21 protein-coding genes are annotated in these 24,303 nt (G+C 66.6%); 6 read left to right on the forward strand and 15 right to left on the reverse strand.

Annotated elements, in window-relative coordinates:
• Positions 1–3 precede the first annotated feature (3 nt).
• The 7 genes from lpxK to PSK12I2_RS0110545 form a co-directional block, all read right to left on the reverse strand.
• Complete coding sequence (gene lpxK / locus PSK12I2_RS0110515) at positions 4–1,011, reverse strand: tetraacyldisaccharide 4'-kinase (RefSeq protein ID WP_027598355.1); 1,008 nt, start codon at positions 1,009–1,011, stop codon at positions 4–6.
• A complete protein-coding gene (locus tag PSK12I2_RS0110520) occupies positions 1,008–1,448 on the reverse strand; it encodes a biopolymer transporter ExbD (protein ID WP_007162404.1) in 441 nt (146 codons plus the stop codon). The genes lpxK and PSK12I2_RS0110520 overlap by 4 nt, the downstream gene beginning before the upstream one ends.
• Complete coding sequence (locus PSK12I2_RS0110525; RefSeq protein WP_027598356.1) at positions 1,445–2,080, reverse strand: MotA/TolQ/ExbB proton channel family protein; 636 nt, start codon at positions 2,078–2,080, stop codon at positions 1,445–1,447. Before PSK12I2_RS0110525 ends, PSK12I2_RS0110520 begins: the two co-directional genes overlap by 4 nt.
• 191 nt (positions 2,081–2,271) lie before the next feature.
• Positions 2,272–4,512, reverse strand: a complete 2,241-nt coding sequence (locus tag PSK12I2_RS0110530) for a DNA internalization-related competence protein ComEC/Rec2 (protein ID WP_027598357.1) — start codon at positions 4,510–4,512, stop codon at positions 2,272–2,274.
• 104 nt (positions 4,513–4,616) lie between these two features.
• Entirely contained in the window at positions 4,617–5,858 is a 1,242-nt protein-coding gene (locus PSK12I2_RS0110535; protein ID WP_027598358.1) for a lipoprotein-releasing ABC transporter permease subunit, read from the reverse strand.
• Positions 5,859–5,865: 7 nt separating this feature from the next.
• Positions 5,866–6,567 carry a lipoprotein-releasing ABC transporter ATP-binding protein LolD gene (gene lolD / locus PSK12I2_RS0110540; RefSeq protein WP_026083696.1) on the reverse strand — a complete coding sequence of 234 codons (702 nt, stop codon included), beginning with the start codon at positions 6,565–6,567 and terminating at the stop codon, positions 5,866–5,868.
• Complete coding sequence (locus tag PSK12I2_RS0110545; RefSeq protein ID WP_027598359.1) at positions 6,560–7,810, reverse strand: lipoprotein-releasing ABC transporter permease subunit; 1,251 nt, start codon at positions 7,808–7,810, stop codon at positions 6,560–6,562. Before PSK12I2_RS0110545 ends, lolD begins: the two co-directional genes overlap by 8 nt.
• A gap of 107 nt (positions 7,811–7,917) precedes the next feature.
• On the opposite strand from PSK12I2_RS0110545, the gene PSK12I2_RS0110550 reads away from it, so the two are divergent.
• The 3 genes from PSK12I2_RS0110550 to PSK12I2_RS0110560 are packed head-to-tail and all read left to right on the forward strand — an operon-like array spanning position 7,918 to position 9,488.
• A complete protein-coding gene (locus tag PSK12I2_RS0110550; protein ID WP_027598360.1) occupies positions 7,918–8,469 on the forward strand; it encodes a PilZ domain-containing protein in 552 nt (183 codons plus the stop codon).
• Entirely contained in the window at positions 8,466–8,756 is a 291-nt protein-coding gene (locus tag PSK12I2_RS0110555) for a phosphodiesterase (protein WP_027598361.1), read from the forward strand. The genes PSK12I2_RS0110550 and PSK12I2_RS0110555 overlap by 4 nt, the downstream gene beginning before the upstream one ends.
• 15 nt (positions 8,757–8,771) lie before the next feature.
• Entirely contained in the window at positions 8,772–9,488 is a 717-nt protein-coding gene (locus PSK12I2_RS0110560; RefSeq protein ID WP_027598362.1) for a glycerophosphodiester phosphodiesterase, read from the forward strand.
• 358 nt (positions 9,489–9,846) lie between these two features.
• Here the strand turns inward: PSK12I2_RS0110560 and sthA are convergent, their stop codons facing one another.
• Positions 9,847–11,241: a Si-specific NAD(P)(+) transhydrogenase gene (sthA, locus tag PSK12I2_RS0110565; RefSeq protein WP_027598363.1), complete on the reverse strand. Its 1,395-nt coding sequence runs from the start codon at positions 11,239–11,241 to the stop codon at positions 9,847–9,849.
• Positions 11,242–11,450: 209 nt separating this feature from the next.
• Positions 11,451–12,893 carry a glyceraldehyde-3-phosphate dehydrogenase gene (locus tag PSK12I2_RS0110570; protein WP_007162394.1) on the reverse strand — a complete coding sequence of 481 codons (1,443 nt, stop codon included), beginning with the start codon at positions 12,891–12,893 and terminating at the stop codon, positions 11,451–11,453.
• A 154-nt stretch (positions 12,894–13,047) separates the two neighbouring features.
• Between PSK12I2_RS0110570 and mfd the strand changes: the two genes are divergently transcribed.
• Positions 13,048–16,497, forward strand: coding sequence for a transcription-repair coupling factor (mfd, locus tag PSK12I2_RS0110575; RefSeq protein ID WP_027598364.1), 3,450 nt, complete (start codon positions 13,048–13,050; stop codon positions 16,495–16,497).
• A gap of 45 nt (positions 16,498–16,542) precedes the next feature.
• Here the strand turns inward: mfd and PSK12I2_RS0110580 are convergent, their stop codons facing one another.
• The 3 genes from PSK12I2_RS0110580 to PSK12I2_RS0110590 all read right to left on the reverse strand — a co-directional run bounded on the left by PSK12I2_RS0110580 (position 16,543) and on the right by PSK12I2_RS0110590 (position 19,078).
• Complete coding sequence (locus tag PSK12I2_RS0110580; RefSeq protein WP_027598365.1) at positions 16,543–17,283, reverse strand: S-methyl-5'-thioinosine phosphorylase; 741 nt, start codon at positions 17,281–17,283, stop codon at positions 16,543–16,545.
• 11 nt (positions 17,284–17,294) lie between these two features.
• Entirely contained in the window at positions 17,295–18,287 is a 993-nt protein-coding gene (gene nagZ, locus PSK12I2_RS0110585; protein WP_027598366.1) for a beta-N-acetylhexosaminidase, read from the reverse strand.
• Between the two features lie 80 nt (positions 18,288–18,367).
• A complete protein-coding gene (locus tag PSK12I2_RS0110590; protein WP_027598367.1) occupies positions 18,368–19,078 on the reverse strand; it encodes a TetR/AcrR family transcriptional regulator in 711 nt (236 codons plus the stop codon).
• Between the two features lie 235 nt (positions 19,079–19,313).
• Here PSK12I2_RS0110590 and lexA point away from each other — a divergent pair, with 235 nt between their 5' ends.
• Both lexA and sulA read left to right on the forward strand, forming a co-directional pair.
• Positions 19,314–19,925 carry a transcriptional repressor LexA gene (lexA, locus tag PSK12I2_RS0110595; protein ID WP_007162389.1) on the forward strand — a complete coding sequence of 204 codons (612 nt, stop codon included), beginning with the start codon at positions 19,314–19,316 and terminating at the stop codon, positions 19,923–19,925.
• A 182-nt stretch (positions 19,926–20,107) separates the two neighbouring features.
• Positions 20,108–20,608 carry an SOS-induced cell division inhibitor SulA gene (sulA, locus tag PSK12I2_RS0110600; RefSeq protein WP_027598368.1) on the forward strand — a complete coding sequence of 167 codons (501 nt, stop codon included), beginning with the start codon at positions 20,108–20,110 and terminating at the stop codon, positions 20,606–20,608.
• 66 nt (positions 20,609–20,674) lie between these two features.
• On the opposite strand, the gene PSK12I2_RS0110605 is transcribed toward sulA, so the two are convergent.
• The 3 genes from PSK12I2_RS0110605 to topA form a co-directional block, all read right to left on the reverse strand.
• Positions 20,675–20,911 carry a hypothetical protein gene (locus PSK12I2_RS0110605; protein ID WP_007162387.1) on the reverse strand — a complete coding sequence of 79 codons (237 nt, stop codon included), beginning with the start codon at positions 20,909–20,911 and terminating at the stop codon, positions 20,675–20,677.
• Between the two features lie 130 nt (positions 20,912–21,041).
• Entirely contained in the window at positions 21,042–21,560 is a 519-nt protein-coding gene (locus PSK12I2_RS0110610) for a DUF6586 family protein (RefSeq protein WP_007162386.1), read from the reverse strand.
• Positions 21,561–21,618: 58 nt separating this feature from the next.
• Positions 21,619–24,225, reverse strand: a complete 2,607-nt coding sequence (gene topA, locus PSK12I2_RS0110615; RefSeq protein WP_027598369.1) for a type I DNA topoisomerase — start codon at positions 24,223–24,225, stop codon at positions 21,619–21,621.
• Positions 24,226–24,303: the final 78 nt, after the last annotated feature.

Here is a 24,303-nt window from a genome sequence, read left to right on the forward strand (position 1 = left end):
CCGTCAGTGAGAGTGTTCGGGCAGGAGTCGGTCGAGACGCCCGTCCAGCCAGGCGACGAAGGCGGCCGAGGGCTGGGCGTCCACCGCCAGGTACCACCAGTCGGCGGCGGCGAAGGACCGGCACTTGACCGCGTCCTTCTCGGTCATCACCAGCGGCAGCGCGGGGGTGAAGGTCAGGTCCGCGGCGCTGTAGGTGGCGTGATCGGCGAAGGCATGGGGCAACGGCTGCCAGTGTAGTCCTTCGAGGGTGGCGAAGAAACGCCCGGGGTTGCCGATGCCGGCCAGGGCGTGCAGGCGCTGCCCCGGCGGAAAGAAATCCAGCGGTCGCGTCTCGCCGCTGCGCAGATTGACCAGGGCACTGGGCTGCAGGGTCAGGCCGAAGCCGTCGGCCGGATCGACCGCGGCGCCGTTGTGGATCACGGCGTCCACCTCGGCCAGGCGCTCCAGGGGTTCGCGCAGCGGGCCGGCCGGCAGGCAGCGACCGTTGCCGAAGCCGCGCGCCGCATCGACCATCACCAGCTCCAGGTCGCGGGCCAGGCGATAGTGCTGCAGGCCGTCGTCGCTAAGGATGACGTCGAGCGATTCTTCGGCGAGCAGGCGTTCGACGGCGCGACCGCGGTCGGGATCCGTCACCAGCGCCACCCCGGTGCGCTGCACGATCAGCAGCGGCTCGTCGCCGGCGACGGCGGCGGTGTCGCTGGCCCGCACCCGCCAGGGCAGACTCGGCGGCGTGGCGCCATAGCCGCGGCTGACCACCCCGACCTTGAGCCCACGGGCGCGCAGGTGGCCGATCAGCCAGAGGATCATGGGCGTCTTGCCGGTACCGCCCACGGTGAGATTGCCCACCACGATGACCGGTACCGGCGCGCGATGGATGCTGCCCTGCCCCGCCAGGAAACGCTGGCGCTTGCGCCGGGCGACCTGGCGATAGAGGGCTTCGAGCGGCGCCAGCAGGCCCAGGGCCGGATGCCCCTGGTACCAGGCGCGGACCAGGCGCTCGCCCAGGCTCACGGCCGTTTCGCCTGGGCCTCGAGGGTGGTGATGCGCAACTGGCTGAAACCCAGCTTGCCGGCAGCGTCCATGGCCATGACCACTGCCTGGTGAGTGGCGCGGCCATCGGCGGTGATCACCAGCGGCAGGCTGTTGTCGCCGCCGGATTCCCGCTGCAGCGCGGTGGTCAGGCCGGTCAGGTCGTTGCGCGCCAGGGTCTGGCCGTTGAGCGCCATCTGGCCTTCGGCGGTGATGCTGATTTCCAGGATCTTGCCCTGGTTGGCGGCCGCGGCGGCGCTATCGGCCTCGGGCAGTTCGATCTTCAGCTGGCTGGGCTTGCTGAAGGTCGCGGTCACCACGAAGAACAGCAGCAGGACGAAGATGACGTCGATGAAGGACGCCAGGTTGATATAGACCTCTTCGCGAGCGGCGCCCCCGGCGCGGCGACGGAATTTCACGCCGGAACTCCTTCGCGGACGTCCACCTCGCGATCGCCGTGAAGGATGTCCACCAGCTTGACCGCTTCCTGCTCCATGCCCACCACCAGCTCATCGACCCGGCGCAGCAGGTAGCGATGGAAGAACACCGCGGGAATCGCCACCAGCAGGCCGGTGGCGGTGGTGACCAGGGCCTTGGAGATGCCACCGGCGAGGATGGGCGCATTGGCCATGCCGTCGTTCATGAAGGCGCTGAAGATGTCGATCATGCCGAACACCGTACCCAGCAGACCCATCAGGGGCGCCAGGGCGGCGATGCTGCCGAGGGTGTTGAGGTAGCGCTCGAGATCGTGCACCACGCGGCTGCCGGCTTCCTCGATGGCTTCCTTCATGATGTCGCGGCCGTGGCGGGAATTGGCCAGGCCCGCGGCGAGGATGTCGCCCAAAGGCGATCCGGCGCGCAATTCGCGCAGCCGCTCGGCATTGAGCTGCTTGTCCTGGATCCAGCGCCAGACCTGGGCGAGCAGCGTCGGCGGTGCGACCCGGCTGCGCCTGAGGGTCCACAGCCGCTCGGCGATGATGGCCGTGGCCAGGATGGAACTGAGAATGATCGGCAGCATCATCCAGCCGCCCGCTTTGACCATTTCGAACACGAGACCGTTACCCCTGCCGCAAAATGCGGCCACTCTAGCACGAACGCCGGAGAGCCTGTTCAAGGGCTCGCGAGCTAGAGACAAACAAGGCGACAAGACCTGAGGAAGCGGAGTTTACGAATGGTAAATGAGCATTCCGAAGGTCTTTTCAACGCGGTTTGGCCGACGCGCAGCAGCCTTTGAATAGGCTATCAGGGTGTCGGCGGGCTTATCCGCCACCAATGCCGCACCTGGCGTTGCCCGCTTGGTACTTCCCAGCGACCCAGGGTCCAGCTCAGGGCGCCCCGCTCGGCGGTGTCGTAGGGCAGCACGCCGCGCTCGCGATAGCGCGCCAGTACCTGGGGATGGGGATGGCCATAGCGATTGTTCAGCCCCCGAGAGATGAGCACACCACGTGGCTGGACGGCGTCGATGAAGGCGGCGCTGGAGCCGCTGCGACTGCCGTGGTGCGGAGCGATCAGCCATTCCGCCGCCACGGGCACACCGCTGGCCAGCAGTTCGGCTTCACGGCGGGCGTCGATGTCGCCGGTCAGCAACAGGCGCTCGCCCCTCGCCACGACGCTGAGCACGCAGGAGGAAGCGTTGGAATCCGCCGCGGGGTGCCACCAGGTGGTGAAGGCGACCTCGTTCCAGCGCCACTCGGCCCCATCCGTGCAGTCCCGGGCGTGCAGTTCCGGCGTGAGGCGAGCCGCCTCGCCACTGAGTACCTGTCCTGGCGGCAGTCCCCTGGCCACGGCCGGCGCACCACCGGCGTGGTCGGCATCGGCGTGACTGAGCAGCATGACGTCCAGGCTGCCGATGCCGAAGGCCTTCAGGTTGGGCAGGACGACCCGGGCGCCGCTGTCGTAGCTGCCCTGGCGCGGACCGGCATCATAGAGCAGCGCATGCTCGCGGGTGCGCACCAGCACCGCCAGGCCCTGCCCCACGTCCAGCACGGTGATCCGTGCCAGGCCCTCCGCGGGTAGCGGTGGCGGGGGAAACAGCCCCGGCAGCATCAGCAGCGCGCCGAAGACTCGCAGCGGCACCCCCGCGGGCAGCAGGGCCAGCAGCGCGCCCAGCCCCGCCAGCCATAGGGCCCAGGTGGGTGCCAATACCGGTTGCCAGGCCGCCCCCAGGTGCGCCAAGCCGCCCAGCAGCCAGAGCAGGCCCTGCAGCAGGCCACCCGCCAGCAGCAAGGCCGGAGTTCCCAGCGGCGACCAGAGCAGGGACAGCAGCGTCCCCGCCAGGGCCAGGGGCACGATGGCCAGGTCCATCAGCGGCACGGCCAGGGCATTGGCCAGCGGGCCGCTCAGACTCAGGGGCAGGCCCAGCGCCAGCAGCAGCGGCGCCAGGCCCACGGCCATGCACCACTGGGCGCGTCCGAGGGTGAGCCACCAGGGCAGGCGGCCCAGGCGGCCAGCAAAGCTCCACAGCAGCAACAGCACGGCGCCAAAGGACAGCCAGAAGCCGGGCAGCAGACTGACCAGCGGATTGGCGGCCAGCACCAGCACCAGGGCCAGCAGCACGGCATCCGCCAGCCGCACCTGCTGGCGCCCGAGTTGCCAGACCAGGCCCAGGGTGACCATGACGCAGGCCCGCTGCACCGGCACCTCGAAGCCGGCAAGCAGTCCGTAGCCCAGCGCGGTGGCGATGGTCAGCACCGCCGCGGACAGGCGCCAGGGCAGCCGGCGCGGCCAGCAGCCATGCCGCGCCAGGAGGACCACTCCGGCGTAGACGCCCAGGGCGATCAGGCCGATGTGCTGCCCGGAGATGACCATCAGGTGCACGGTGCCGGTGTCCTGGAACAGCTGCCACTGGGCATCGGTGATGCCCGAGCCGTCGCCCACCACCAGGGCGGCGAGCAGCCCACCCTGCCCGGCCGGATCGCGCCTCTGCAGGTATTGCCGGATACCGTCGCGCCAGGTCGCCAGGCCACTGGCGGCGGCCAGGCGCTGGCCATCCTTGACGCTGCCGGTGGCGCCTATGCCCTGGGCCAGCAGCCAGGCTTCGCGGTCCTGGCCGAGGGGGTTGACCAGGCCCGCCGGGCCGCGCAACTCCGCGGCCAGGCGCCAGCGTTCGCCGGCCAGCGGGCGCGGCCCGCCGTGCCAGCTCAGGCGGATCCGCGCCGGCAGCTCAAGCGCGCGGCGGCTGGTCGCCCCGGCGAGCACGAAACTCACCGAATCGGCGTCCACCGTGGGCAGCCCGCTGATCTGGCCGTCGATCCACAGCACCCGCTGTTCCAGCGCCGGATCCAGGCGATCGTCCAGCGCCCAGTGGCCATTGAGCAGCGCCCAGGCCAGACCCAGCCCGAGGGCACCGAGCGCCAGGAAGCGGGTGAACAGCAGTGCCAGGGCCACGGCCGCGAGGGCCGCCAGCAGCGGTAGCGACGGCAGCGTGGCGAAGGCGCGCAGGAGCAGCACGCCCAGGGCAAAGGACAGCAGAGCGGCGCGCATCAGGACTCCATCCATGGAGAGCCGAAAGGGCTTCAGAAGCGCGGATTAGAGCAGTTTGGACGCCACAGGACCAGGGGCATGGCGCCCCCTGGCCCGGCAGGAGATCAGTCGTAGCGGAGGGCTTCGGCCGGTGAGGTGCGCGAGGCGCGCCAGGCGGGATAGAGGGTTGCCAGGAAACTCATGCTCAGGGCGGCCACGGCGATCAGCACCACATCTTCCAGCTCCAGCCGCGACGGCAGGTTGCTGATGAAGTACATGTCGCCGCCAAACAGCTTGTGGCCGACCAGGCGCTCCAGGGCGGCGATCCAGCTGCTGACGTTGAGCGCCGCGATGACGCCCAGCACGCCGCCGATCAGGGTGCCGACCAAGCCGATCACCGTACCCTGCACCATGAACACCGCCATGATCTGCCCGGGCGTGGCGCCCAGGGTGCGCAGGATGGCGATGTCGGCCTTCTTGTCGGCCACCACCATGATCAGGGTGGCGATGATGTTGAAGGCGGCCACGGCGACGATCAGCAAGAGCAGCAGACCGATCATGGTCTTTTCCATCTGCATCGCCTGGAACAGGCTGCCCTGGGAGATCGTCCAGTCGCGCGCCTGGTAGCCGTCGCCGAGGGCCTTGGCCACGTCGCGGGAAATGCGCGGCGCCTGGAACAGATCGTCCAGCGCCAGGCGGATGCTTTCCACCTGGCCCGGCTGCCAGCCCTTGAGCGGCGCGGCATCGGCGACGTTGATCAGCGCCAGGGAGGCATCCAGCTCGGCGCCGACCTTGAAGGTGCCGACCACGGTGAAGCGCCGCAGCCGCGGGGTGATGCTGCCGGTGGCGCCGACCTCGGGGATGATCACCGTGACCTGGCTGCCCAGTTCCAGCTGGAAGCGCCGCGCGGCGATCTCGCCCAGCACGATGCCGAATTCGCCGGGCTTGAGGGCGTCAAGACTGCCCTGGGTCATGCGCTCGCCGACGATGGACACACGTTTTTCCTGGGCCGGATCTATACCGTCTACCAGCAGCGGCTGCATGCGCCCTCGTACCGAGAGCATGCCCTGCAACTGGGTATAGGGCACCGCCGCCAGCACATGGGGCTGCTGCTCGGCCTTGGCCGCCAGCGGGCGCCAGTCGTCCAGCGGCTGGGCCGCGCTGATGAAGGCATGGGGCACCATGCCGAGGATGCGGCCACGCATTTCCTCCTGGAAGCCGTTCATCACCGACAGCACCAGGATCATGGCCAGCACGCCCAGTGCCAGGCCGAACATGGAGACCAGCGAAAAGAAGGAGATGAACGACTTGCGCCGCTTGGCGCGGGTGTATCTCAGGCCGATGAACAGCGAAAGCGGTCTGAACATGGCGACCTCAGACCTGCCGGGCCGGCGTGGCATCGACCAGATGGCCTTCGTCCAGGCGCAGCATCCGGTCCATCTGGCCAGCCAGCACCTGGTCGTGGGTCACCACCAGGAAGGCGGTGCGCAGCGAGGTGGACAGCTCCAGCATCAGATCCTGGATGCCATGGGCGGTGTGCTGGTCGAGGTTGCCGGTGGGTTCGTCGAGCAGCACCAGCTTGGGCTGGTTGACCAGCGCCCGGGCGATGGCCACGCGCTGGCGCTCGCCACCGGACAGCTCGGCCGGCTTGTGGCCCAGGCGATGGCCGAGACCGACCCGCTCCAGCAGCTTGGCGGCGCGCTCGCGGGCCTCGCCGATGGAGGCCTTGCCGATCAGCAGAGGCATGCAGACGTTTTCCAGGGCGCTGAATTCGGGCAGCAGGTGGTGGAACTGGTAGACGAAGCCCATGGCGCGATTGCGCAGGAGGCCGCGGGCCTTCTCGTTGAGCGCCGACAGCTCCTCGCCGTCGAGCCAGACACTGCCGCTGCTGGGAGTATCCAGGCCGCCGAGCAGGTTCAACAGGGTGGTCTTGCCCGACCCCGAACTGCCGACGATGGACACCCGCTCGCCCGGTTGCAGGGTCAGCTGGACGTTGCTCAGCACCTCGACGGTCTGGGGGCCTTCCTCGTAGCGCTTGCCCAGGTCCTGGCAACGTAAAACGGCTCGATCATTCATAACGCAGGGCCTCGGCGGGTTGGGTACGGGCGGCGCTCCAGGAGGGATAGAGCGTGGCCAGGAAGCTCAGGGCAAAGGACGCGCCGCAGACCAGCAGGACGTCGTGCAGCTGCAGCTGCGCCGGCAGGTAGTCGATGAAGTACACCTCGGCGTTGAGGAACTGGTGCCCGGTGACCCGCTGCACCCAGGCCAGGGCGGCGCTGACGTTGAGCGCGGCGAGCACGCCCAGCAGGCAGCCGATGGCGGTGCCGATGACGCCGATGAAGGTCCCCTGGACCATGAACACCGCCATGATCTGCCGGGGCGTGGCGCCCAGGGTGCGCAGGATGGCGATGTCGGATTTCTTGTCGGTCACCACCATCACCAGGGTGGAGACGATGTTGAAGGCGGCCACGGCGACGATCAGCAGCAGGAGCAGGCCGATCATGGTCTTTTCCATGCCGATGGCCTGGTAGAGATTGCCGTGGGTGCGGGTCCAGTCGCGGGCGTACCAGTCGTTGCCCGGCAGCTGGCGAGCGATGTTCCAGGACACGTCCGGCGCCTGGAACAGGTCGTGCAGCTTGAGGCGCACGCCCTGTACCGCGTTCGCCGGCCAGCGCTGCAGCCGTGCGGCGTCCTCGATGTCGATCAGGCCCACCGAGCCGTCCAGCTCACCGGCGCCAACGCTGAAGATGCCCACCACAGTGAATCTCTTCATGCGCGGAAACATGCCGGCCGGGGTCACGGCCACTTCCGGGGCGATATAGGTGAGCTTGTCGCCGACCTTGACGCCCAGTTTCTCGGCGGCCAGGGAGCCGATGATGATGCCGAATTCGCCCGGCTTGAGGTCGTCGAGCCGGCCCTCGCGCATGAAGCTGGGGATGATCGAGACCTTGGGCTCCTCGGCCGGATCGATGGCGTTGAGCAATACCGTCTGCACCGCCTTGTCGTGGGCCAGCATGCCCTGCAACTGGGTGAAGGGCGCCACCGCGGCCACCTGGCTGTTCTGCAGCGCCAATTCGCGCACGCTGCGCCAGTCGTTGACCGGCTGGTAGGACTCCACCGTCGCATGGGGAATCATGCCGAGGACGCGATCGCGCATCTCGCGGTCGAAGCCGTTCATGACCGACAGCACCACGATCATCACGACCACGCCGAGGGCCAGGCCGATCATGGAGGTGAGCGAGATGAAGGAGACGAAATGGTTGCGGCGCTTGGCGCGGACGTAACGCAGGCCAAGGTAGATCGGCAGGGGTCTGAACATAGGCTCGCTTGCACGGCGGAAAGACGTAGGCGCCCTGCGGGTTGGACGGCGACACCGTGCCGGCTCGCCGGCTACACTCGGGGCCATCACCCACGGAGCGGCCCGACATGACCACCCCAGACGCGCGTGAACGGCGGGAATACTATCGCATCACCGACCGTATCGCACTGCAAATCAGCCCTGCCGACGGGGTCCCCGGCGAGACCGCGCCGCTGTTCGCACTCCTGAGCGAACTGCATCAGCTGGAATTCGAATCCCGTCACCTGCTGCGCAATCTGGACGAGCGCGACCGCGCCGTCACCGCCTGCCTGCGCCTGGTGCACAAGCGCCTGGACCTGCTCGGCCAGGCCTTTACCTGGAATCTCCTGCACGACAGCGGCGCCACCCGCGACGTGGTGCTGTCCGAAGGCGGCCTGGCCTTCGTCGATGCCGAGCCCTATGCCCTGGGCACCCGCCTCGACCTGCGCATGGCGCTGCCACCCCAGGGCCTGGGCCTGCAGGTGCTGGCCGAGGTGACCGGTTGCCAGGCCGTCAAGGGCGGATACGAGATCGGCACCAGTTTCATCGACCTGGAAGACGCCCAGCGCCAGCTGCTGGCGCGCCACGTCCTGCGCCAGCAGGCCCGGGTGCGCCGCGCCGACCGCGGAGACGAGGCGTGAAACGCCCCTGGCTGGCGCTCCTGCTGCTCGGCGCCGCCCTGCCCGGCTGGGCCGAGACCCTGCAGATCCCGCTGGGCCAGCAGGGCGATGGCAGTACCCCGCTACCCCTGCGCGGCGACAGCCGCAGCCAGGTCCTGGAACGCTTCGGCCTGCCCGATCAGGAGCACCCGCCGGTCGGTCGGCCGCCCATCCGCCGCTGGGACTACAGAGATTTCAGCGTCTATTTCGAAAACGACCGGGTGCTGGACGCGGTACGCGAACCGCGGCGCCCGGTCCCCTCACCCTAGCGCCAAGGAGCCCTCATGACCCTTATTTACGGACACCGCGGCGCCCGCGGCGAAGCCCCGGAAAACACCCTGGCTGGTTTCGAGCTGTGCCTGGAACTGGGCGTCACGCGCTGCGAGCTGGACCTGCACCTCTCCCGGGACGGCGAGCTGGTGGTGATCCACGACCCGACCCTGAAACGCACCACCGGTCGTGGCGGCAAGGTCAGCGAAAAGGCGGTCGCCGATCTAATCGCCCTGGATGCCCGCCAGGGGGGGCCGGTGTGGCCGCGCCCCTGCCCCATCCCGACCCTGCGCGAGCTGTTCGAGAAGTGTTCCTTCGAACACTGGCAGCTGGAGGTGAAGAGCGCCTCGCGAGTGCGGGCGGCGCAGACCGTGAGGGCCATCGCCCAGCTGGTCGAGGAATTCGGCCTGCAGGACAAGGTGACTGTGACCAGCTCCTCGCGCGAAGTCCTGCGCGCCCTGCAGCGTGACACCCCACAGCTGGCGCGTGGACTGGTGGCGGAATACGCCTGGCTGGATCCGCTCAAGGTGGCCTCTCACTACGACTGCCACCTGCTGGCGCTAAACTGGACGCTGTGCACCCCGGAGCGGCTGCTCAAGGCTCAGCGCCAGGGCCTGCACGTCTCGGTCTGGACGGTGAACGACGCCAGCCTGATGCGCCGCCTGGCCGACTTCGGCGCGGACAGCCTGATCACGGATTTTCCGAGCCTGGCGCGGCGGACGCTGGGGTAGGCTCCTGCCTGCCCGAGCAGTCGCGGCCATGGGGGCCGTCGCTGCGGACGCCTCTGCGGGACTCTGATGCTTCACTGATCGCGGCCATGGGCCGCTCCCACAGGCTCGGTGTAATCGTAGGAGCGGCCCATGGCCGCGATAAAGACAGCGCTCCTACCTCTAGGCAAACACCCGTAGGAGCGGCCGCAGCGGCGGACCGCCTGGGCCGTGATGCGAGCCGACTCCGTAGCGTGGAAAACGGCGCAGCCTTTTCCACTGGAGGCTGCTACAGGGAGGCCCCCTCACCCCAGCCCTCTCCCGAGGGGAGAGGGGGCTAGCCGAGCGGACATTCGCCTCCGTCCGCTCAACCTGGGCCGACTCAAAACAACCGATTCAAGCCATCGAAGGCCGCTACCCGGTAGGCCTCGGCCATGGTCGGGTAATTGAAGGTGGTGTTGACGAAATAGCGGATGCTGTTCGCCTCGCCTTCCTGGTTCATGATCGCCTGGCCGATGTGCAGGATCTCCGAGGCCTGGTCGCCGAAGCAGTGCACGCCCAGCACCTGCAGGGTCTCGCGGTGGAAGAGGATCTTCAGCATGCCCACCGGTTCGCCGGAGATCTGCGCCCGCGCCATGCTCTTGAAGAAGGCCTTGCCGACCTCGTAGGGCACCCGCTCCTGGGTCAGCTCGCGCTCGGTCTTGCCCAGCGAACTGATCTCGGGAATGGTGTAAATGCCGGTGGGAATGTCGTTGACCACCCGCCCGTTGTTGTCATGCAGGATATTGTCCGAGGCCGAACGCCCCTGGTCGTAGGCGGCACTGGCCAGGCTTGGCCAGCCGATGACGTCGCCCGCCGCATAGATGTTGGCGACCGAGGTCCGGTAGTTCTCGTCGACGGTGACCTGGCCCCGGCTATTGACCGAGATGCCCACGTTCTGCAGGCCCAGCTGGTCGGTGTTGCCGGTCCGGCCGTTACACCACAGCAGGGCATCGGCGCGCAGCTTCTTGCCGGACTTCAGGTGCAGGACGACGCCGTTTTCCTGGCCTTCGATGCGCTCGTATTCCTCATTGTGACGAATGAGCACATTGTTGTTCTGCAGGTGATAGCTCAGGGCGTCGGAGATCTCGTCGTCGAGGAAGCTGAGCAGCTGGTCGCGGTTGTCGATCAGGTCCACCAGCACGCCGAGGCCGCTGAAGATGGAGGCGTACTCGCTGCCGATCACCCCGGCGCCATAGATGATCAGCCGGCGCGGGGTATGGGTCAGCGACAGGATGGTGTCACTGTCGTAGATGCGCGGATGGCTGAAGTCCACGTCCACCGGGCGATAGGGTCGCGAGCCGGTGGCGATGACGACCTGCTTGGCCACCAGGCGCTCCAGATCGCCACGCAGGTTGACGATCTCGATGGTGTTCTCGTCGGCGAAGCTGGCGGTACCGAAGAACAGGTCGACGCGATTGCGCGCGTAGTAGCTGGTGCGGGACGACACCTGGCGGGCAATCACCCGCTCGGCGCTGCGCAGCACGTCGGGAAAGGAGAACCAGCGCGGCTCGCCGATGGAGCGGAACATCTCGTTGGTGTTGAACTGGATGATCTGCTTGACCGAATGACGCAGCGCCTTGGAAGGAATGGTGCCCAGGTGGGTGCAGTTGCCGCCGACCACCTGGCGATTGTCCACCACCGCCACGCGACGGCCATTCTTGGCGGCGTTCATCGCCGCACCCTCGCCTGCCGGTCCCGAACCCAGTACCACCACGTCGTAGCTATAGACCGCCATGCTTTCTCCTCAGAAGGTTAGCCGTCCGCAGGCGACGGCTGGAGCCGGACCGCCTCGCGAGAGGTCGGATCCGGCGCGAGATCGCCCCAGGGGGCTGCGACCTCTTGTCACGGGTCGCTATTGTGGCGCAAAACCCGGTCAAAACGAAAACGGGAGCCACGCGGGCTCCCGTTTTTTCTTGCAAGTCAGCCTTGCCTAGGATGCAAGACTCAGGCCGGGAAGGCCGGCGGATTGACGCCCGCCATCTCTTCCAGCACCCGCACGACCTGGCAGCTGTAGCCGAACTCGTTGTCGTACCAGACGTAGAGGACGACACGGTTGTCGCTGACGATGGTGGCACCGGCATCGACCACACCCGCATGGCGGGAGCCGACGAAGTCGCTGGACACCACTTCCGGCGAGTTCACGAAGTCGATCTGCTTGTGCAGCGGCGAGTGCAGCGCCATCTCGCGCAGGTACTCGTTGATCTCGTCCTTGCTGGTGGCGTTTTCCAGGTTCAGGTTGAGGATCGCCATGGAGACGTTGGGCGTCGGCACGCGGATGGCGTTGCCGGTCAGCTTGCCAGCCAGTTCCGGCAGCGCCTTGGCCACGGCCTTGGCGGCGCCGGTCTCGGTGATGACCATGTTCAGCGCGGCGCTGCGGCCACGGCGATCGCCCTTGTGGAAGTTGTCGATCAGGTTCTGGTCGTTGGTGTACGAATGCACGGTCTCGACGTGACCGTTGACGATGCCGTACTTGTCGTTGACCGCCTTCAGGATCGGCACGATGGCGTTGGTGGTGCAGGAGGCCGCGGTGACGATGGTGTCTTCGGCGGTAATGGTGTCATGGTTGATGCCATGCACGATGTTCTTCAGGCTGCCCTTGCCGGGTGCGGTCAGCACCACGCGGGAGACGCCCTTGCACTTGAGGTGCTGGCCCAGGCCTTCGGCATCGCGCCACTTGCCGGTGTTGTCGACCACGATGGCATCCTGGATGCCGTACTGGGTGTAGTCGACGGTGGTGGGATCGTTAGAGTAGATCACCTTGATCAGGGTGCCGTTGGCACACAGGGTGCTGTTGGCTTCGTCGACGGTGATGGTGCCGTCGAAGGAACCGTGCACGGAGTCGCGACGCAGCAGGCTGGCACGCTTGACCAGATCGTTGTCGGCGCCCTTGCGCACGACGATGGCGCGCAGGCGCAGGCCGTCGCCGCTACCCTGGTGCTCGATGAGGATGCGCGCCAGCAGGCGACCGATGCGACCGAAGCCGTAGAGGACGACGTCCTTGCCCTTGCGCTGCTCGACGCCCTGCTTGCCGACCACGGCGGACAGCTCGCTGCGCAGGAAGTCCTTGAGGTCGCGACCGGCGCCTTCGGCCTTGAATTTCAGGCTCAGACGAGCGAGGTCGATGGAGGCGGCGCCCAGTTCCAGCTCGCTCAGGGCCTTCACCAGCGGGTAGGTGTCCTGCACGGACAGCTCGACGTTGTCGATCTGGCGAGCGAACCGGTGGGCCTTGAGAATGGAGATCACCGAACGGTTGACCAAACCGCGACCGTAAATGGAGGTCACAACATTGTTGTTACGGTACAGCTGACCAATCAGGGGAATCATGGCCTCGGCGAGCGCTTCGCGATCGATCCATTCTTCAAGGCACTGCTCAGGCTTCTGACTCACGACAAATCCTTCCCTATGTAGGAGCTGAAAAAAGGAACTACATTATGACCGCGCTGCCTGTCCCAGGCAATCTACGCGCGTCGCTGCACTGACAGCGTGAAAGCCCGGTCGTTACAATCCCAACCCTCCCGAAATCCACCGGAGTTCCGCCCGCGTGTCAGTTTTGCGTACCCCGTCAATTCCTGAAACCGCCGGCCGCCAGCAGTGGGGCAATCTGCCCGGCGCCGCGCTAGCCCTCGCCATCGCTGAAGCCGCCAAGGCCGCGACCCGCCGCTTCACCCTGCTGATCACCCAGGACAGCCAGACCGCTGATCGCCTGGAGCAGGAACTGCGCTTCTTCGCCCCTGAACTTCCGGTACTGAATTTTCCCGATTGGGAGACGCTACCCTACGATGTCTTCTCGCCCCACCAGGACATCATCTCCCAGCGTGTCGCCACCCTTTATCGGCTGCCGGAGCTGTCCCACGGCATTTTGGTAGTCCCTCTGGCGACTGCCCTACACCGCCTGGCGCCCACGCGCTTCCTGCTCGGCAGCAGCCTGGTGCTGGACGTCGGCCAGCGGCTGGACGTGGAAGCCACCCGCGCGCGCCTGGAAGCGGCCGGCTATAGATATGTGGATACGGTGTACGAACACGGCGAATTCGCCGTGCGCGGCGCCCTGATCGATCTCTTTCCCATGGGCAGCAACCTGCCTTACCGGATCGACCTGTTCGACGACGAGATCGAGACGCTGCGCACCTTCGATCCGGAGACGCAGAGATCCATCGACAAGGTCGACAGCATCCGTCTCCTGCCGGCGCGGGAATTCCCGCTGCATAAAGAGGCGGTGACCGGTTTTCGTGCGCGATTCCGCGAAAGATTCGACGTGGACTATCGCCGCTGCCCCATCTATCAGGATCTGGCCAGCGGCATCACCCCGGCAGGCATCGAGTACTACCTGCCGCTGTTCTTCGACGAGACCTCGACCCTCTTCGACTATCTGCCGGCCAACACCCAGGTGTTTTCCCTGCCGGGTATCGAACAGGCCGCCGAGCAATTCTGGACCGATGTCCGTAATCGCTACGAAGACCGCCGGATCGATCCGGAGCGGCCGCTGCTGCCGCCGGCCGATGTCTTCCTGCCGGTGGAAGACTGCTTCGCCCGGCTGAAGGCCTGGCCGCGGGTGGTCATCGGCGCGGACGACCTGGAAGCCGGCGTGGGCCGCGAGCGCTTCGCCGCACGCGCCCTGCCGGACCTGGCCATCGACGCCAAGGCCAGCCAGCCGCTGGCGGCCCTGGAGCACTTCATCACCGATTTCCCCGGTCGCGTGCTGTTCACCGCGGAAAGCGCCGGTCGCCGCGAGGTGCTGCTGGAGCTGCTCGCCCGACTGAACCTGCGCCCTGGCCAGGTCGACGGCTGGGCAGCCTTCCAGGCCAGCGCCGAGCGCATCGCCATCGCCCTGGCGCCGCTGGACGAAGGCCTGGTGCTGGATAACGCCGGCGTCGCCCTGATTCCGGAGAATCCGCTGTTCGGCCAGCGCATCATGCAGCGCCGCCGGCGCGAGAAGGGTCGCGACGCCGGCGAGAACGTCATCAAGAACCTCACCGAGCTGCGCGAAGGCGCGCCGGTGGTGCACATCGACCATGGCGTCGGCCGCTACATGGGCCTGATCACCCTGGAGCTGGACGACCAGCCCCAGGAATTCCTGCTGCTCGAATACGCCGACGACGCCAAGCTCTATGTGCCGGTGGCCAACCTGCACCTGATCGCCCGCTACTCGGGCACCGACGACGCCCTGGCGCCGCTGCACAAGCTGGGTTCCGAGACCTGGCAGAAGGCCAAGCGCAAGGCCGCCGAACAGGTGCGCGACGTGGCTGCCGAGCTGCTCGACATCTATGCCCGGCGTGCCGCGCGCAAGGGCTATGCCTTCAAGGATCCGGCGGCGGACTACGCCACCTTCTCCGCCGGCTTCCCCTTCGAGGAGACGCCGGACCAGCAGGCCGCCATCGAGGCGGTGCACAAGGACATGCTGGCGGGCACGCCCATGGATCGCCTGGTCTGCGGCGACGTGGGCTTCGGCAAGACCGAGGTGGCCATGCGCGCGGCCTTCATCGCCGTCCACGGTGGTCGCCAGGTGGCGGTGCTGGTACCCACCACCCTCCTCGCCCAGCAGCACTACAACAGCTTCCGCGATCGCTTCGCCGACTGGCCGGTACGGGTCGAGGTGATGAGCCGCTTCAAGTCGGCCCAGGAAGTCGCCGCCGCCGCACGCGAGCTGGCCGAGGGCAAGATCGACATCATCATCGGCACCCACAAGCTGTTGCAGGGCGACGTGAAGTTCAAGGACCTGGGCCTGGCCATCATCGACGAAGAGCACCGCTTCGGGGTGCGCCAGAAGGAACAGCTCAAGTCGCTGCGCAGCGAGGTGGACATCCTCACCCTCACCGCCACGCCGATCCCACGCACCCTGAACATGGCCGTGGCCGGCATGCGTGACCTGTCCATCATCGCCACCCCGCCGGCTCGGCGTCTCTCGGTGCGCACCTTCGTCATGGAGGAGCAGAACGCGGTGATCAAGGAAGCCCTGCTGCGCGAACTGCTGCGCGGCGGCCAGGTGTACTTCCTGCACAACGAGGTCAAGACCATCGAGAAGCGGGCCCGCGAACTGGCCGAGCTGGTGCCGGAGGCCCGCGTCGGCATCGGCCACGGACAGATGCGCGAACGCGATCTCGAACAGGTGATGAGCGATTTCTACCACAAGAGATTCAACGTGCTGGTGGCCTCGACCATCATCGAGACCGGCATCGACGTGCCCAATGCCAACACCATCATCATCGAGCGCGCCGACAAGTTCGGCCTGGCCCAGCTGCACCAGCTGCGCGGCCGGGTCGGCCGTAGTCACCACCAGGCCTATGCCTATCTGCTCACCCCGCCGCGCAAGGGCATGACGCCGGACGCCGAGAAGCGCCTGGAAGCCATCGCCGGTGCCCAGGACCTGGGGGCCGGCTTCATCCTGGCGACCCACGACCTGGAGATCCGCGGCGCCGGCGAACTGCTCGGCGAAGGCCAGAGCGGCCAGATCCAGGCGGTCGGCTTCACCCTCTACATGGAAATGCTGGAGCGCGCGGTCAAGGCCATCCGCAAGGGCGAGCAGCCCAACCTGGAGCAACCCTTGGGCGGCGGTCCGGACATCAACATGCGCGTGCCCGCGCTGATCCCGGAAGACTACCTGCCCGACGTCCATGCGCGGCTGATCCTCTACAAGCGCATCGCCTCGGCGGCGGACGAAGACGCCCTCAAGGAATTGCAGGTGGAGATGATCGACCGCTTCGGACTCCTGCCGGAACCGACCAAGAACCTGGTGCGCCTGACGCTGCTCAAGCTGCGTGCGGAAGGCCTGGGCATCGTCAAGGTGGATGCCGGGCCCCAGGGCGGACGGCTGGAATTCGCCGCCGACACCCAGGTGGATCCGCTGGTGCTGGTGAAGATGATCCAGGCGCAGCCGAAGAAGTACCGGCTGGAAGGCGCGACCCTGTTCAAGTTCCAGGTACCCATGGAGCGGGCGGAAGAGCGCTTCAACGTCCTGGAAGCCCTGTTCGACCGCCTGACGCCCGCCGCCAGCTGATCGAAGAGCCGCTCCCGGTCGATCCCGGGAGCGGCTTGAGCGCTATCAGCCCGCCAGCACCTCGGCCAGCACCTGCCGCACCTCGTCGATGCCGCTGGCCAGAACGGCTTCGATCTCGGCCATGGTGATTTCCCGCTGCACCTTGCCGGCCGCCGGATTCACCACCAGCGCAAGGCAGGCGTAGGGCAGGCCCAATTCGCGGGCCAGGGCCGCTTCCGGCATCCCGGTCATGCCAACGATGTCGCAACCGTCGCGCTCCAGCCGGACGATCTCCCCCGCCGTCTCCAGGCGCGGCCCCTGAGTCGCGGCATAGACGCCATGGTCGCTGTGCGGCAGCTGCAGCCTGCGCAGTGCCCCGAGCAGACGCTGCCGCAGGGGCTCATCGTAGGGAAAGCTGAAGTCGATGTGGGTGACGTGCTCGAGGTCGGCCCCTTCGAAGAAGGTATGGCCGCGCCCCCAGGTGTAGTCCACCAGTTGATGGGGCACGCACAGATGACCGCTGCCCATGGCGGCATGGATACCGCCCACGGCGTTCACAGCGACGATGGCCTCGGCACCGGCCTCCTTGAGCGCCCAGAGATTGGCGCGGTAGTTGACCTGATGCGGCGGAATGCGATGGGGATGGCCATGGCGCGCCAGGAACAGCACCGGGCGCCCGGCATAGTGGCCGCGCTGCACGGGCGCCGAGGGCGCGCCCCAGGGCGTCTCGAAGGTCTGGGCCTGGTCCAGCTCCAGACCCGCGAGCGCGGTGAGGCCGGTACCGCCGATGATGGCGTAGGTAGTCATGGGAATGTCCTTTAGATGAGGTCAGCCTGGCGCAACCGCCGCAGGGCAAGACTCCACTGCGGTTGCTGCCGGTAATCGAGATCGACGTGGCGGCGGGCCCTCATGCTGGCCAGCCGCGGCGCGGGCGAGACGCCCAGCTGCTGCACCCGCGTCAGGGCCAGCTCGGCCGCTGCGCGGTCATTGCACACCAGCCCCATGTCGCAGCCGGCGCTGAGCGCGGCCTCGACGCGCTGGCCGGCATCGCCCGCCACGTGGGCGCCCGCCATCGACAGGTCGTCACTGAAGATCACGCCCTGGTAATCCAGTTCGCCGCGCAGGATGTCCTGCAGCCAGCGCCGGGAAAAGCCGGCCGGCTGGGGATCCACCGCGGGATAGATGACATGAGCGGGCATCACCGCGCCCAGGGTCGGCAACAGGGCCTGGAAGGGGCGCAGGTCGGTGCGCAGCAGGGTATCGAGATCGCGCTCGTCGGTGGGAATGGCATAGTGGGAATCGGCTTCGGCCCAGCCATGCCCGGGGAAATGCTTCCCGGTCGCGGCCATACCGGCGTCGCCCATGCCGGCGATGAAGGCACCACCCAGCTCGATCACCTGCTCGGCCTTGCCGAACGAACGTGCGCCTATGACCTGACTGCGCCCATGGTCGACGTCCAGCACCGGGGCGAAGCTGAAGTCCAGCCCCACCGCCAGGATCTCGGTCGCCATCAGCCAGCCGCAGAGGCGGGCCAGTTCCGCGCTGTCCGCGCGACCGCCCAGTTGCCCCATGGCCGGCAGCCGCACCACATCGCGGCGCAGGCGCTGCACGCGACCGCCTTCCTGGTCCACGGCCAGCAGCAGTTCCGGCCGCAGGGCGCGGATGGCACGGCATAGCTCGCGAACCTGGCCCGGGGTTTCGATGTTGCGGGCGAACAGGATCAGTCCGCCCACCTCCGGCTGACGCAGCAGCTGGCGATCCTCGGCGGTGAGCCAGGTGCCAGCGATATCGACCATCAGGGAGCCTTGCATGGGTACCTCGTCCGAATGCTCCGGCGCACGGCGCCGTGAAAGGGACGCAAGCTTACCCCAGCCACCCTTGATGCCGCAGCCTAGTAGGTCTCGGCCGTCTCCACGGCGACCGGCCGCCGCGGCCGATACTGGGCCTGGGCCAGTTCCGGTGCGTGCATCGCCGTGGGCGCCCGCATGCCGGTGGCGAGGAAGGGCACCATCAGCCGCAGCACCTGGTCGGTGTGGGTATCGACGCCGAAGTCGTTCTCGCCAATCGCCCGCAGCGCCTTGATGCCGGACATGCTGAACACCGCCGCCCCCAGCATGAAGTGGGCGCGCCAGAACAGCTCCAGGGGCGGAATCTCGGGAACGGCCCGATTCACCAGCAGCAGGAAGCGGCGGAAGGCGCGGCCATAGGTCTGCTCCAGGTATTTGCGCAGGTGCCCTTGGCTCTGGCTGAACGCCAGGCCCAGCAGCCGCATGAACACCGAGAGGTCATTGCCATGCCGCGGCTTGATGGCCAGGGAGTGATCCACCAGCAGATTCAGCAGAGCCTCCAGGCTCACGTCCTCGCCATTCCTGGGCTGCCACTGATCCAGATCTCGTTCCAGGTTGAAGCAGAAGGGATCGAGAAAGCGCGAGAACACCGCCTGGATCAACGCCTTCTTGGAACCGAAATGATAGTTGACCGCCGCCAGGTTGACCCCGGCTCTGGTGGTGATGAGTCGCAGCGAGGTCTCGGCAAAGCCGCGCTCGGCGAACAGTTGCTCGGCCGCATCCAGAATGCGCTCCACGGTATCCGACTGCGCCATGACCGTCCCCGGTAGATGAATTCCGTTTGAAACATATGTTTCAAACGCTATCGAAGTCAATCGCGGTTCGGCCGGCGAGCGGTCAGCTGATGGCCTGGAAGCCGCGTCTTTCCACCCTCTGCGGGCTTTTGGTCACGATCGCGGCCTGTCGTCCGAAGTCGTGGTCGGCGGCCTTGCCTACCACCCGGAGTTACTGTATATAATCACAGCATCATTAGACGACGCGACGTGCATCATGCTGAAACTGACACCGCGACAAGCCGAGATCCTGGCCTTCATCAAGCGTTGCCTCGAAGCCAATGGCTTTCCGCCTACCCGCGCGGAGATCGCGCAGGAGCTTGGTTTCAAATCGCCGAATGCGGCCGAGGAGCACCTCAAGGCGCTGGCCCGCAAGGGTGCCATCGAGATGACGCCGGGCGCCTCCCGGGGCATCCGCATCCCGGGTCTGGACACCTCGCGCAAGGCCGACGAGAGCCTGCCGGTCATCGGTCGGGTCGCTGCGGGCGCCCCCATCCTGGCCGAGCAGAACGTCGAGGAAAATTGCGCCATCAACCCGGCCTTCTTTCAGCCGCGTGCCGACTACCTGCTCAAGGTCAAGGGCATGAGCATGAGAGACGTCGGCATCCTCGATGGCGACCTGCTGGCCGTCCATGTGACCCGCGAAGTGCACAACGGCCAGATCGTCGTGGCCCGGGTGGGCGACGAAGTCACCGTGAAGAGATTCAAGCGCTCGGGCAACCAGGTCACTCTGCTGGCGGAAAATCCCGAGTTCTCCCCTATCGAAGTCGATCTTTCCACCCAGGAATTCGCCATCGAAGGGTTAAGCGTTGGCGTCATCCGCCGCTAACGTCTAAGGCTGGCCTTCGGGCCAGCCGTTATCACGCCTTTATGCCTTACGCCGAAGTCTTGATCGGGGGTATCTGTTCGCGCTCCGGAAAGCGCTCAAGACCAGGCTGAGCACAGTGACGTCATGTATCCGTGGTACATGATCTCGAGTGGATTTGATCGAGTCGCCTCCAGGAGGTCGCCATGCAATTTCCCCTGATGTTCGATGCGCCGCGCTCGTCGGTTCAAGAGCTGGATCTGGCACCGGAGTTCCTGCTGCAGGAGCTGACCGCCTTTCTGCCCAAGCCCGGCAAGCAGGCCCGGGAACTGCCCGCCGCTCCACTGCCGGACACCTTCAGCGAGATGTCCCTGCACGGCAGCCAGGAACAGTGTCTGCAGTTGCTGGCGCCCATCCTGCGCCAGTTGAGCGACAAGGACGATGCCCGCTGGCTGACCCTGGTCACCCCGCCGTCGCTGCTCAGCAACGCCTGGTTGCGCAGCACCCATCTGAATCCGGAGCGTGTGCTTCTGCTACAGACGCCGAGCGCTGCCAAGACGCTGCAATTGGCCTGCGAGGTGCTGCGCAAGGGGCAGAGCCATACTGTGATCAGCTGGTTGCACGACCTGAGCGATGCGGGCAAGCAGCAGCTGGCACGTGCCGCGGCCCAGGGCAACAGCCAGAGTCTGAACGTCAGATTCGCGTAGGAAGCAGGCGGCGGGACGGGATGTAGCGGCGGCATTCCAGGACGGAATGCCGGATCTGGAAAAGAATCAGTGCAGGACGCGCGGTTGATCGTCGCGCTGGAGGCTATCGCCTTCGGCCAGGCGCCCGGCCATCTGCACACCCAGGTTGAACATGGCCTTGGCCACCTCTATCTGCTGTCCATGCAGGAAATCCTTGGCATCGCTGGAAAACTCCAGGGTAACGAGGGCTTCCTCGTCGTCCGCACGGCGCAACACGATGCGACCATCGGAGAGTTCAACGATTTCCAGGTAGGCAGTAGTCATTCAGTATCTCCACAGCTAAGCGGACAGTGTAACAGCGTGGGGTCTGAGAGGCTGACTTGCCTGAGCCTTTTTCGACGGTCTGCAAGGCCATCGTCCTGACGGCCTCTATGGCATTGTAGTGAGAACTACCCTACCACTCGGTCATGGCGCCACGGAATCTGAGCGCCGTCTGCTTGAGGCTTTCACGCCAGGCTTCCACCTCCTCGAGACCCAGCTCCGGCTCGGCCGGCTCCAGGCTGACCGCCTCGATCAAGGGCAGCGTCGGATCCTGCTTGGGTCGCCGGGGTGCCTGGGGCGGCTGCAGCAGCCGCTGGTACTCGGCGATCAGTCGCGCCAGCCAGGTCTCGGGGTTACCGGCCAACTCGATCAGCTCGCCCATTTCCGGGCTGGGCGCTTCATTGAGCGCCTCGGGAGCGAGCAGAACGGCCAGCGAGGTGGCCTCCATGGTGGGGTGGCGGTAAAAGCCCGCCACTTCCTGACAGAGTCCCAGCAAGGCGCCGTGCAGGTGAAACAGGCAGGCTTCCCGCTCGGCCATGATCCGGCCCTGGCTTTGCGCGGCGGGCGCAGCCTGGGCCAGGCGCCAGCTTTCCAGGGCCAGACCGGCAAAGTACAGCTTCTGGTTGGTGCGGGTATAACGCTCGTTGGCCATGCCCTTCTCCTGGAGCCGGCTCACGCCGGCCTCCTGTCTGCAGTTGGCGCTAGAGACGCTAGCGCTTTTCTTCCACCTGCCACTTCTTGCCGTCGTAGAAGGCCTTCCAGCCGGTGGGCTTGCCCTCGACCTCGGTCTGCACGTACTGCTCCTTGGTCTTGCGGCTGAAGCGGATCACCGCCGGACGGCCTTCAGAGTCCTTCACCGGAGCACTGAGCAGATAATGGTACTTGGGATCGATCTCGTCGCGATGGGGCAGCAATTCGCTGACCAACGGCGCGCGGGTCTCGCGATTCTTCGGGAAGCCACTGGCAGCCAGGAACAGCCCCGAGGCGCCATCGCGCAGCACATAGGTGTCGTCGACCTTTTCGCAGCGCAGCTCCGGCATGGGCACGGCGTCCATCTTCGGCGGGGCCGGCTCGCCGTTCTTGAGCAACTTGCGGGTGTTCTTGCAGGCCGGATTGGTGCAGCCGAAGAACTTGCCGAAGCGCCCGGTCTTGAGCTGCATCTCGCTACCGCACTTGTCGCATTCCAGCGAAGGGCCTTCATAGCCCTTGATGCGATAGCTGCCCTCTTCGATCTCGTAGCCCGGGCAGTCCGGGTTGTTGCCGCAGACGTGCAGCTTGCGGTGTTCGTCGATCAGATAAGCATCCATCGCCGTGCTGCAGATGGGGCAACGGTGCTTGCCGCGCAGGACCAGGGACTCGGATTCGCCCTCGTCGTCTTCGGCGATCTCGTCGCCCGGCACCAGGTTGATGGTGGCCTTGCAGCGTTCCTTGGGCGGCAGGGCATAGCCCGAGCAGCCGAGAAACACCCCCGTGGAGGCGGTGCGGATCATCATCGGCCGGCCGCAGACCTGGCAGGGAATGTCGGTCAGGGTGGGCTGGTTGGCCCTCATGCCCTTCTCGCCGGCCTCGGCGGTCTCCAGCTTCTGCTTGAAGTCGCCATAGAATTCGTCGAGCAGGTTCTTCCAGTCCCGCTCGCCCTGGGCCACGTTGTCCAGGTTGCCTTCCATGTTGGCGGTGAAGCTGAAGTCCATCAGGTTGGCAAAGCTTTCGTTGAGGCGATCGGTGACGATGTCGCCCATCTTCTCGGCATAGAAGCGGCGGTTGTGCACCGTCACGTAGCCACGATCCTGGATGGTGGAAATGATGGCCGCGTAGGTGGAGGGTCGGCCGATGCCGCGCTTCTCCAGTTCCTTGACCAGGCTGGCTTCCGAGAAGCGCGCCGGCGGCTTGGTGAAATGCTGGCTCGGGTCGAGCTTGACCAGGCCGAGGTCCTCGCCCTGCTTCATCTCGGGCAGGACGTCGTCGTCGCCCGGCTTGCTCTGTTGCGGCAGGACGCGGGTGTAGCCATCGAACTTGAGAATGCGGCCGCGGGCACGCAGCTCGAAATCACCCGCCGCGGCGGTCACCGTGGTGGACAGGTACTCGGCCGGCGGCATCTGGCAGGCCAGGAACTGGCGCCAGATCAGTTCGTACAGGCGCTCGGCGTCACGCTCCATGCCTGACAGGCTGTTGGGCTTGACGTTGACGTCGGACGGGCGGATGGCCTCGTGCGCTTCCTGGGCGCCTTCACGGCTGCCGTAGACGTTGGCCTTTTCCGGCAGGTACTGCTTGCCGAACTCGCTCTCGATGTAGCCGCGGGCCATGGCGATGGCATCGCCCGACAGGTTGGTCGAGTCGGTACGCATGTAGGTGATGTAGCCGGCCTCATAGAGACGCTGGGCCATCATCATGGTCTTCTTCACCCCGAAGCCCAGGCGATTGCTCGCCGCCTGCTGCAGGGTGGAGGTGATGAAAGGTGCCGAGGGCCGGCTGCTGGTCGGCTTGTCTTCGCGCTTGGCGATGCGATAGGCGGCCTTTTCCAGCTTGGCCAGGGCGGCCTTGGCCTGGGCTTCGTTCAGCGGCTTGAAGGCTTCGCCCTTCTCACGCACCACTTCGAAGCGCACCTGGGCCTTTTTCGGCGTGGCCAGGTCGGCATGGATCTCCCAGTATTCCTCGGGGACGAAGGCGCGGATCTCGCGTTCGCGCTCCACCACCAGCTTGACCGCGACGGACTGCACCCGACCGGCGGACAGGCCACGGGCGATCTTCGACCACAGCAGCGGCGAGACCATGTAGCCGACCACGCGGTCGAGGAAGCGCCGCGCCTGCTGGGCGTTGACGCGATTGATGTCCAGCTCGCCGGGCTGGGAGAAGGCTTCCTGAATGGCCTTCTTGGTGATCTCGTTGAAGACCACGCGCTTATAGCGCGAGTCGTCGCCACCGATGGCTTCCCGCAGGTGCCAGGCGATGGCCTCCCCTTCGCGGTCCAAGTCGGTTGCGAGATAGACGGTGTCGGCGTCCTTGGCCAGGCGGCGCAGCTCCTCGATCACCTTTTCCTTGCCGGGCAGGATCTCGTAGTGGGCCTTCCAGCCGTGCTCGGGGTCGACACCCATGCGGGCGAACAGCTGGCGCCGGGCCTTTTCCTTGGGTGACAGCGCGGGCGCCTCGGCGGCGGTCTTGCGCGTCTTGGCGGCGGGCTCCTTGGCGGTGCCGGCGCCGCTGGTGGGAAGGTCGCGGATGTGGCCGATGCTCGACTTCACCACGTACTGGTTGCCCAGGTACTTGTTGATGGTCTTGGCCTTGGCCGGGGATTCCACGATGACCAGCGATTTACCCATGGGAGAGTCAGATTCCTGCTTGAAAGCGATGAGCGAGCGAAAGGCGAGCGCCGGAACGGCGGATGGAGGACCAGAACG

Origin of the sequence: Pseudomonas sp. MOIL14HWK12:I2, assembly GCF_000510745.1 — a bacterium.
GTDB classification, from domain to species: Bacteria; Pseudomonadota; Gammaproteobacteria; order Pseudomonadales; family Pseudomonadaceae; genus Chryseomonas; species Chryseomonas oryzihabitans.

Coding starts and splice junctions, on each gene's coding strand:
- PSK12I2_RS0110610 (WP_007162386.1), bottom strand. CDS start 21,560: ATGGCCAACGAGCGTTATACCCGCACCAACCAGAAGCTGTACTTTGCC.
- PSK12I2_RS0110560 (WP_027598362.1), top strand. CDS start 8,772: ATGACCCTTATTTACGGACACCGCGGCGCCCGCGGCGAAGCCCCGGAA.
- nagZ (WP_027598366.1), bottom strand. CDS start 18,287: ATGCAAGGCTCCCTGATGGTCGATATCGCTGGCACCTGGCTCACCGCC.
- lexA (WP_007162389.1), top strand. CDS start 19,314: ATGCTGAAACTGACACCGCGACAAGCCGAGATCCTGGCCTTCATCAAG.
- topA (WP_027598369.1), bottom strand. CDS start 24,225: ATGGGTAAATCGCTGGTCATCGTGGAATCCCCGGCCAAGGCCAAGACC.
- PSK12I2_RS0110530 (WP_027598357.1), bottom strand. CDS start 4,512: ATGCGCGCCGCTCTGCTGTCCTTTGCCCTGGGCGTGCTGCTCCTGCGC.
- lolD (WP_026083696.1), bottom strand. CDS start 6,567: ATGAATGATCGAGCCGTTTTACGTTGCCAGGACCTGGGCAAGCGCTAC.
- PSK12I2_RS0110580 (WP_027598365.1), bottom strand. CDS start 17,283: ATGACTACCTACGCCATCATCGGCGGTACCGGCCTCACCGCGCTCGCG.
- PSK12I2_RS0110535 (WP_027598358.1), bottom strand. CDS start 5,858: ATGTTCAGACCGCTTTCGCTGTTCATCGGCCTGAGATACACCCGCGCC.
- sulA (WP_027598368.1), top strand. CDS start 20,108: ATGCAATTTCCCCTGATGTTCGATGCGCCGCGCTCGTCGGTTCAAGAG.
- PSK12I2_RS0110605 (WP_007162387.1), bottom strand. CDS start 20,911: ATGACTACTGCCTACCTGGAAATCGTTGAACTCTCCGATGGTCGCATC.
- PSK12I2_RS0110550 (WP_027598360.1), top strand. CDS start 7,918: ATGACCACCCCAGACGCGCGTGAACGGCGGGAATACTATCGCATCACC.
- PSK12I2_RS0110590 (WP_027598367.1), bottom strand. CDS start 19,078: ATGGCGCAGTCGGATACCGTGGAGCGCATTCTGGATGCGGCCGAGCAA.
- sthA (WP_027598363.1), bottom strand. CDS start 11,241: ATGGCGGTCTATAGCTACGACGTGGTGGTACTGGGTTCGGGACCGGCA.
- PSK12I2_RS0110545 (WP_027598359.1), bottom strand. CDS start 7,810: ATGTTCAGACCCCTGCCGATCTACCTTGGCCTGCGTTACGTCCGCGCC.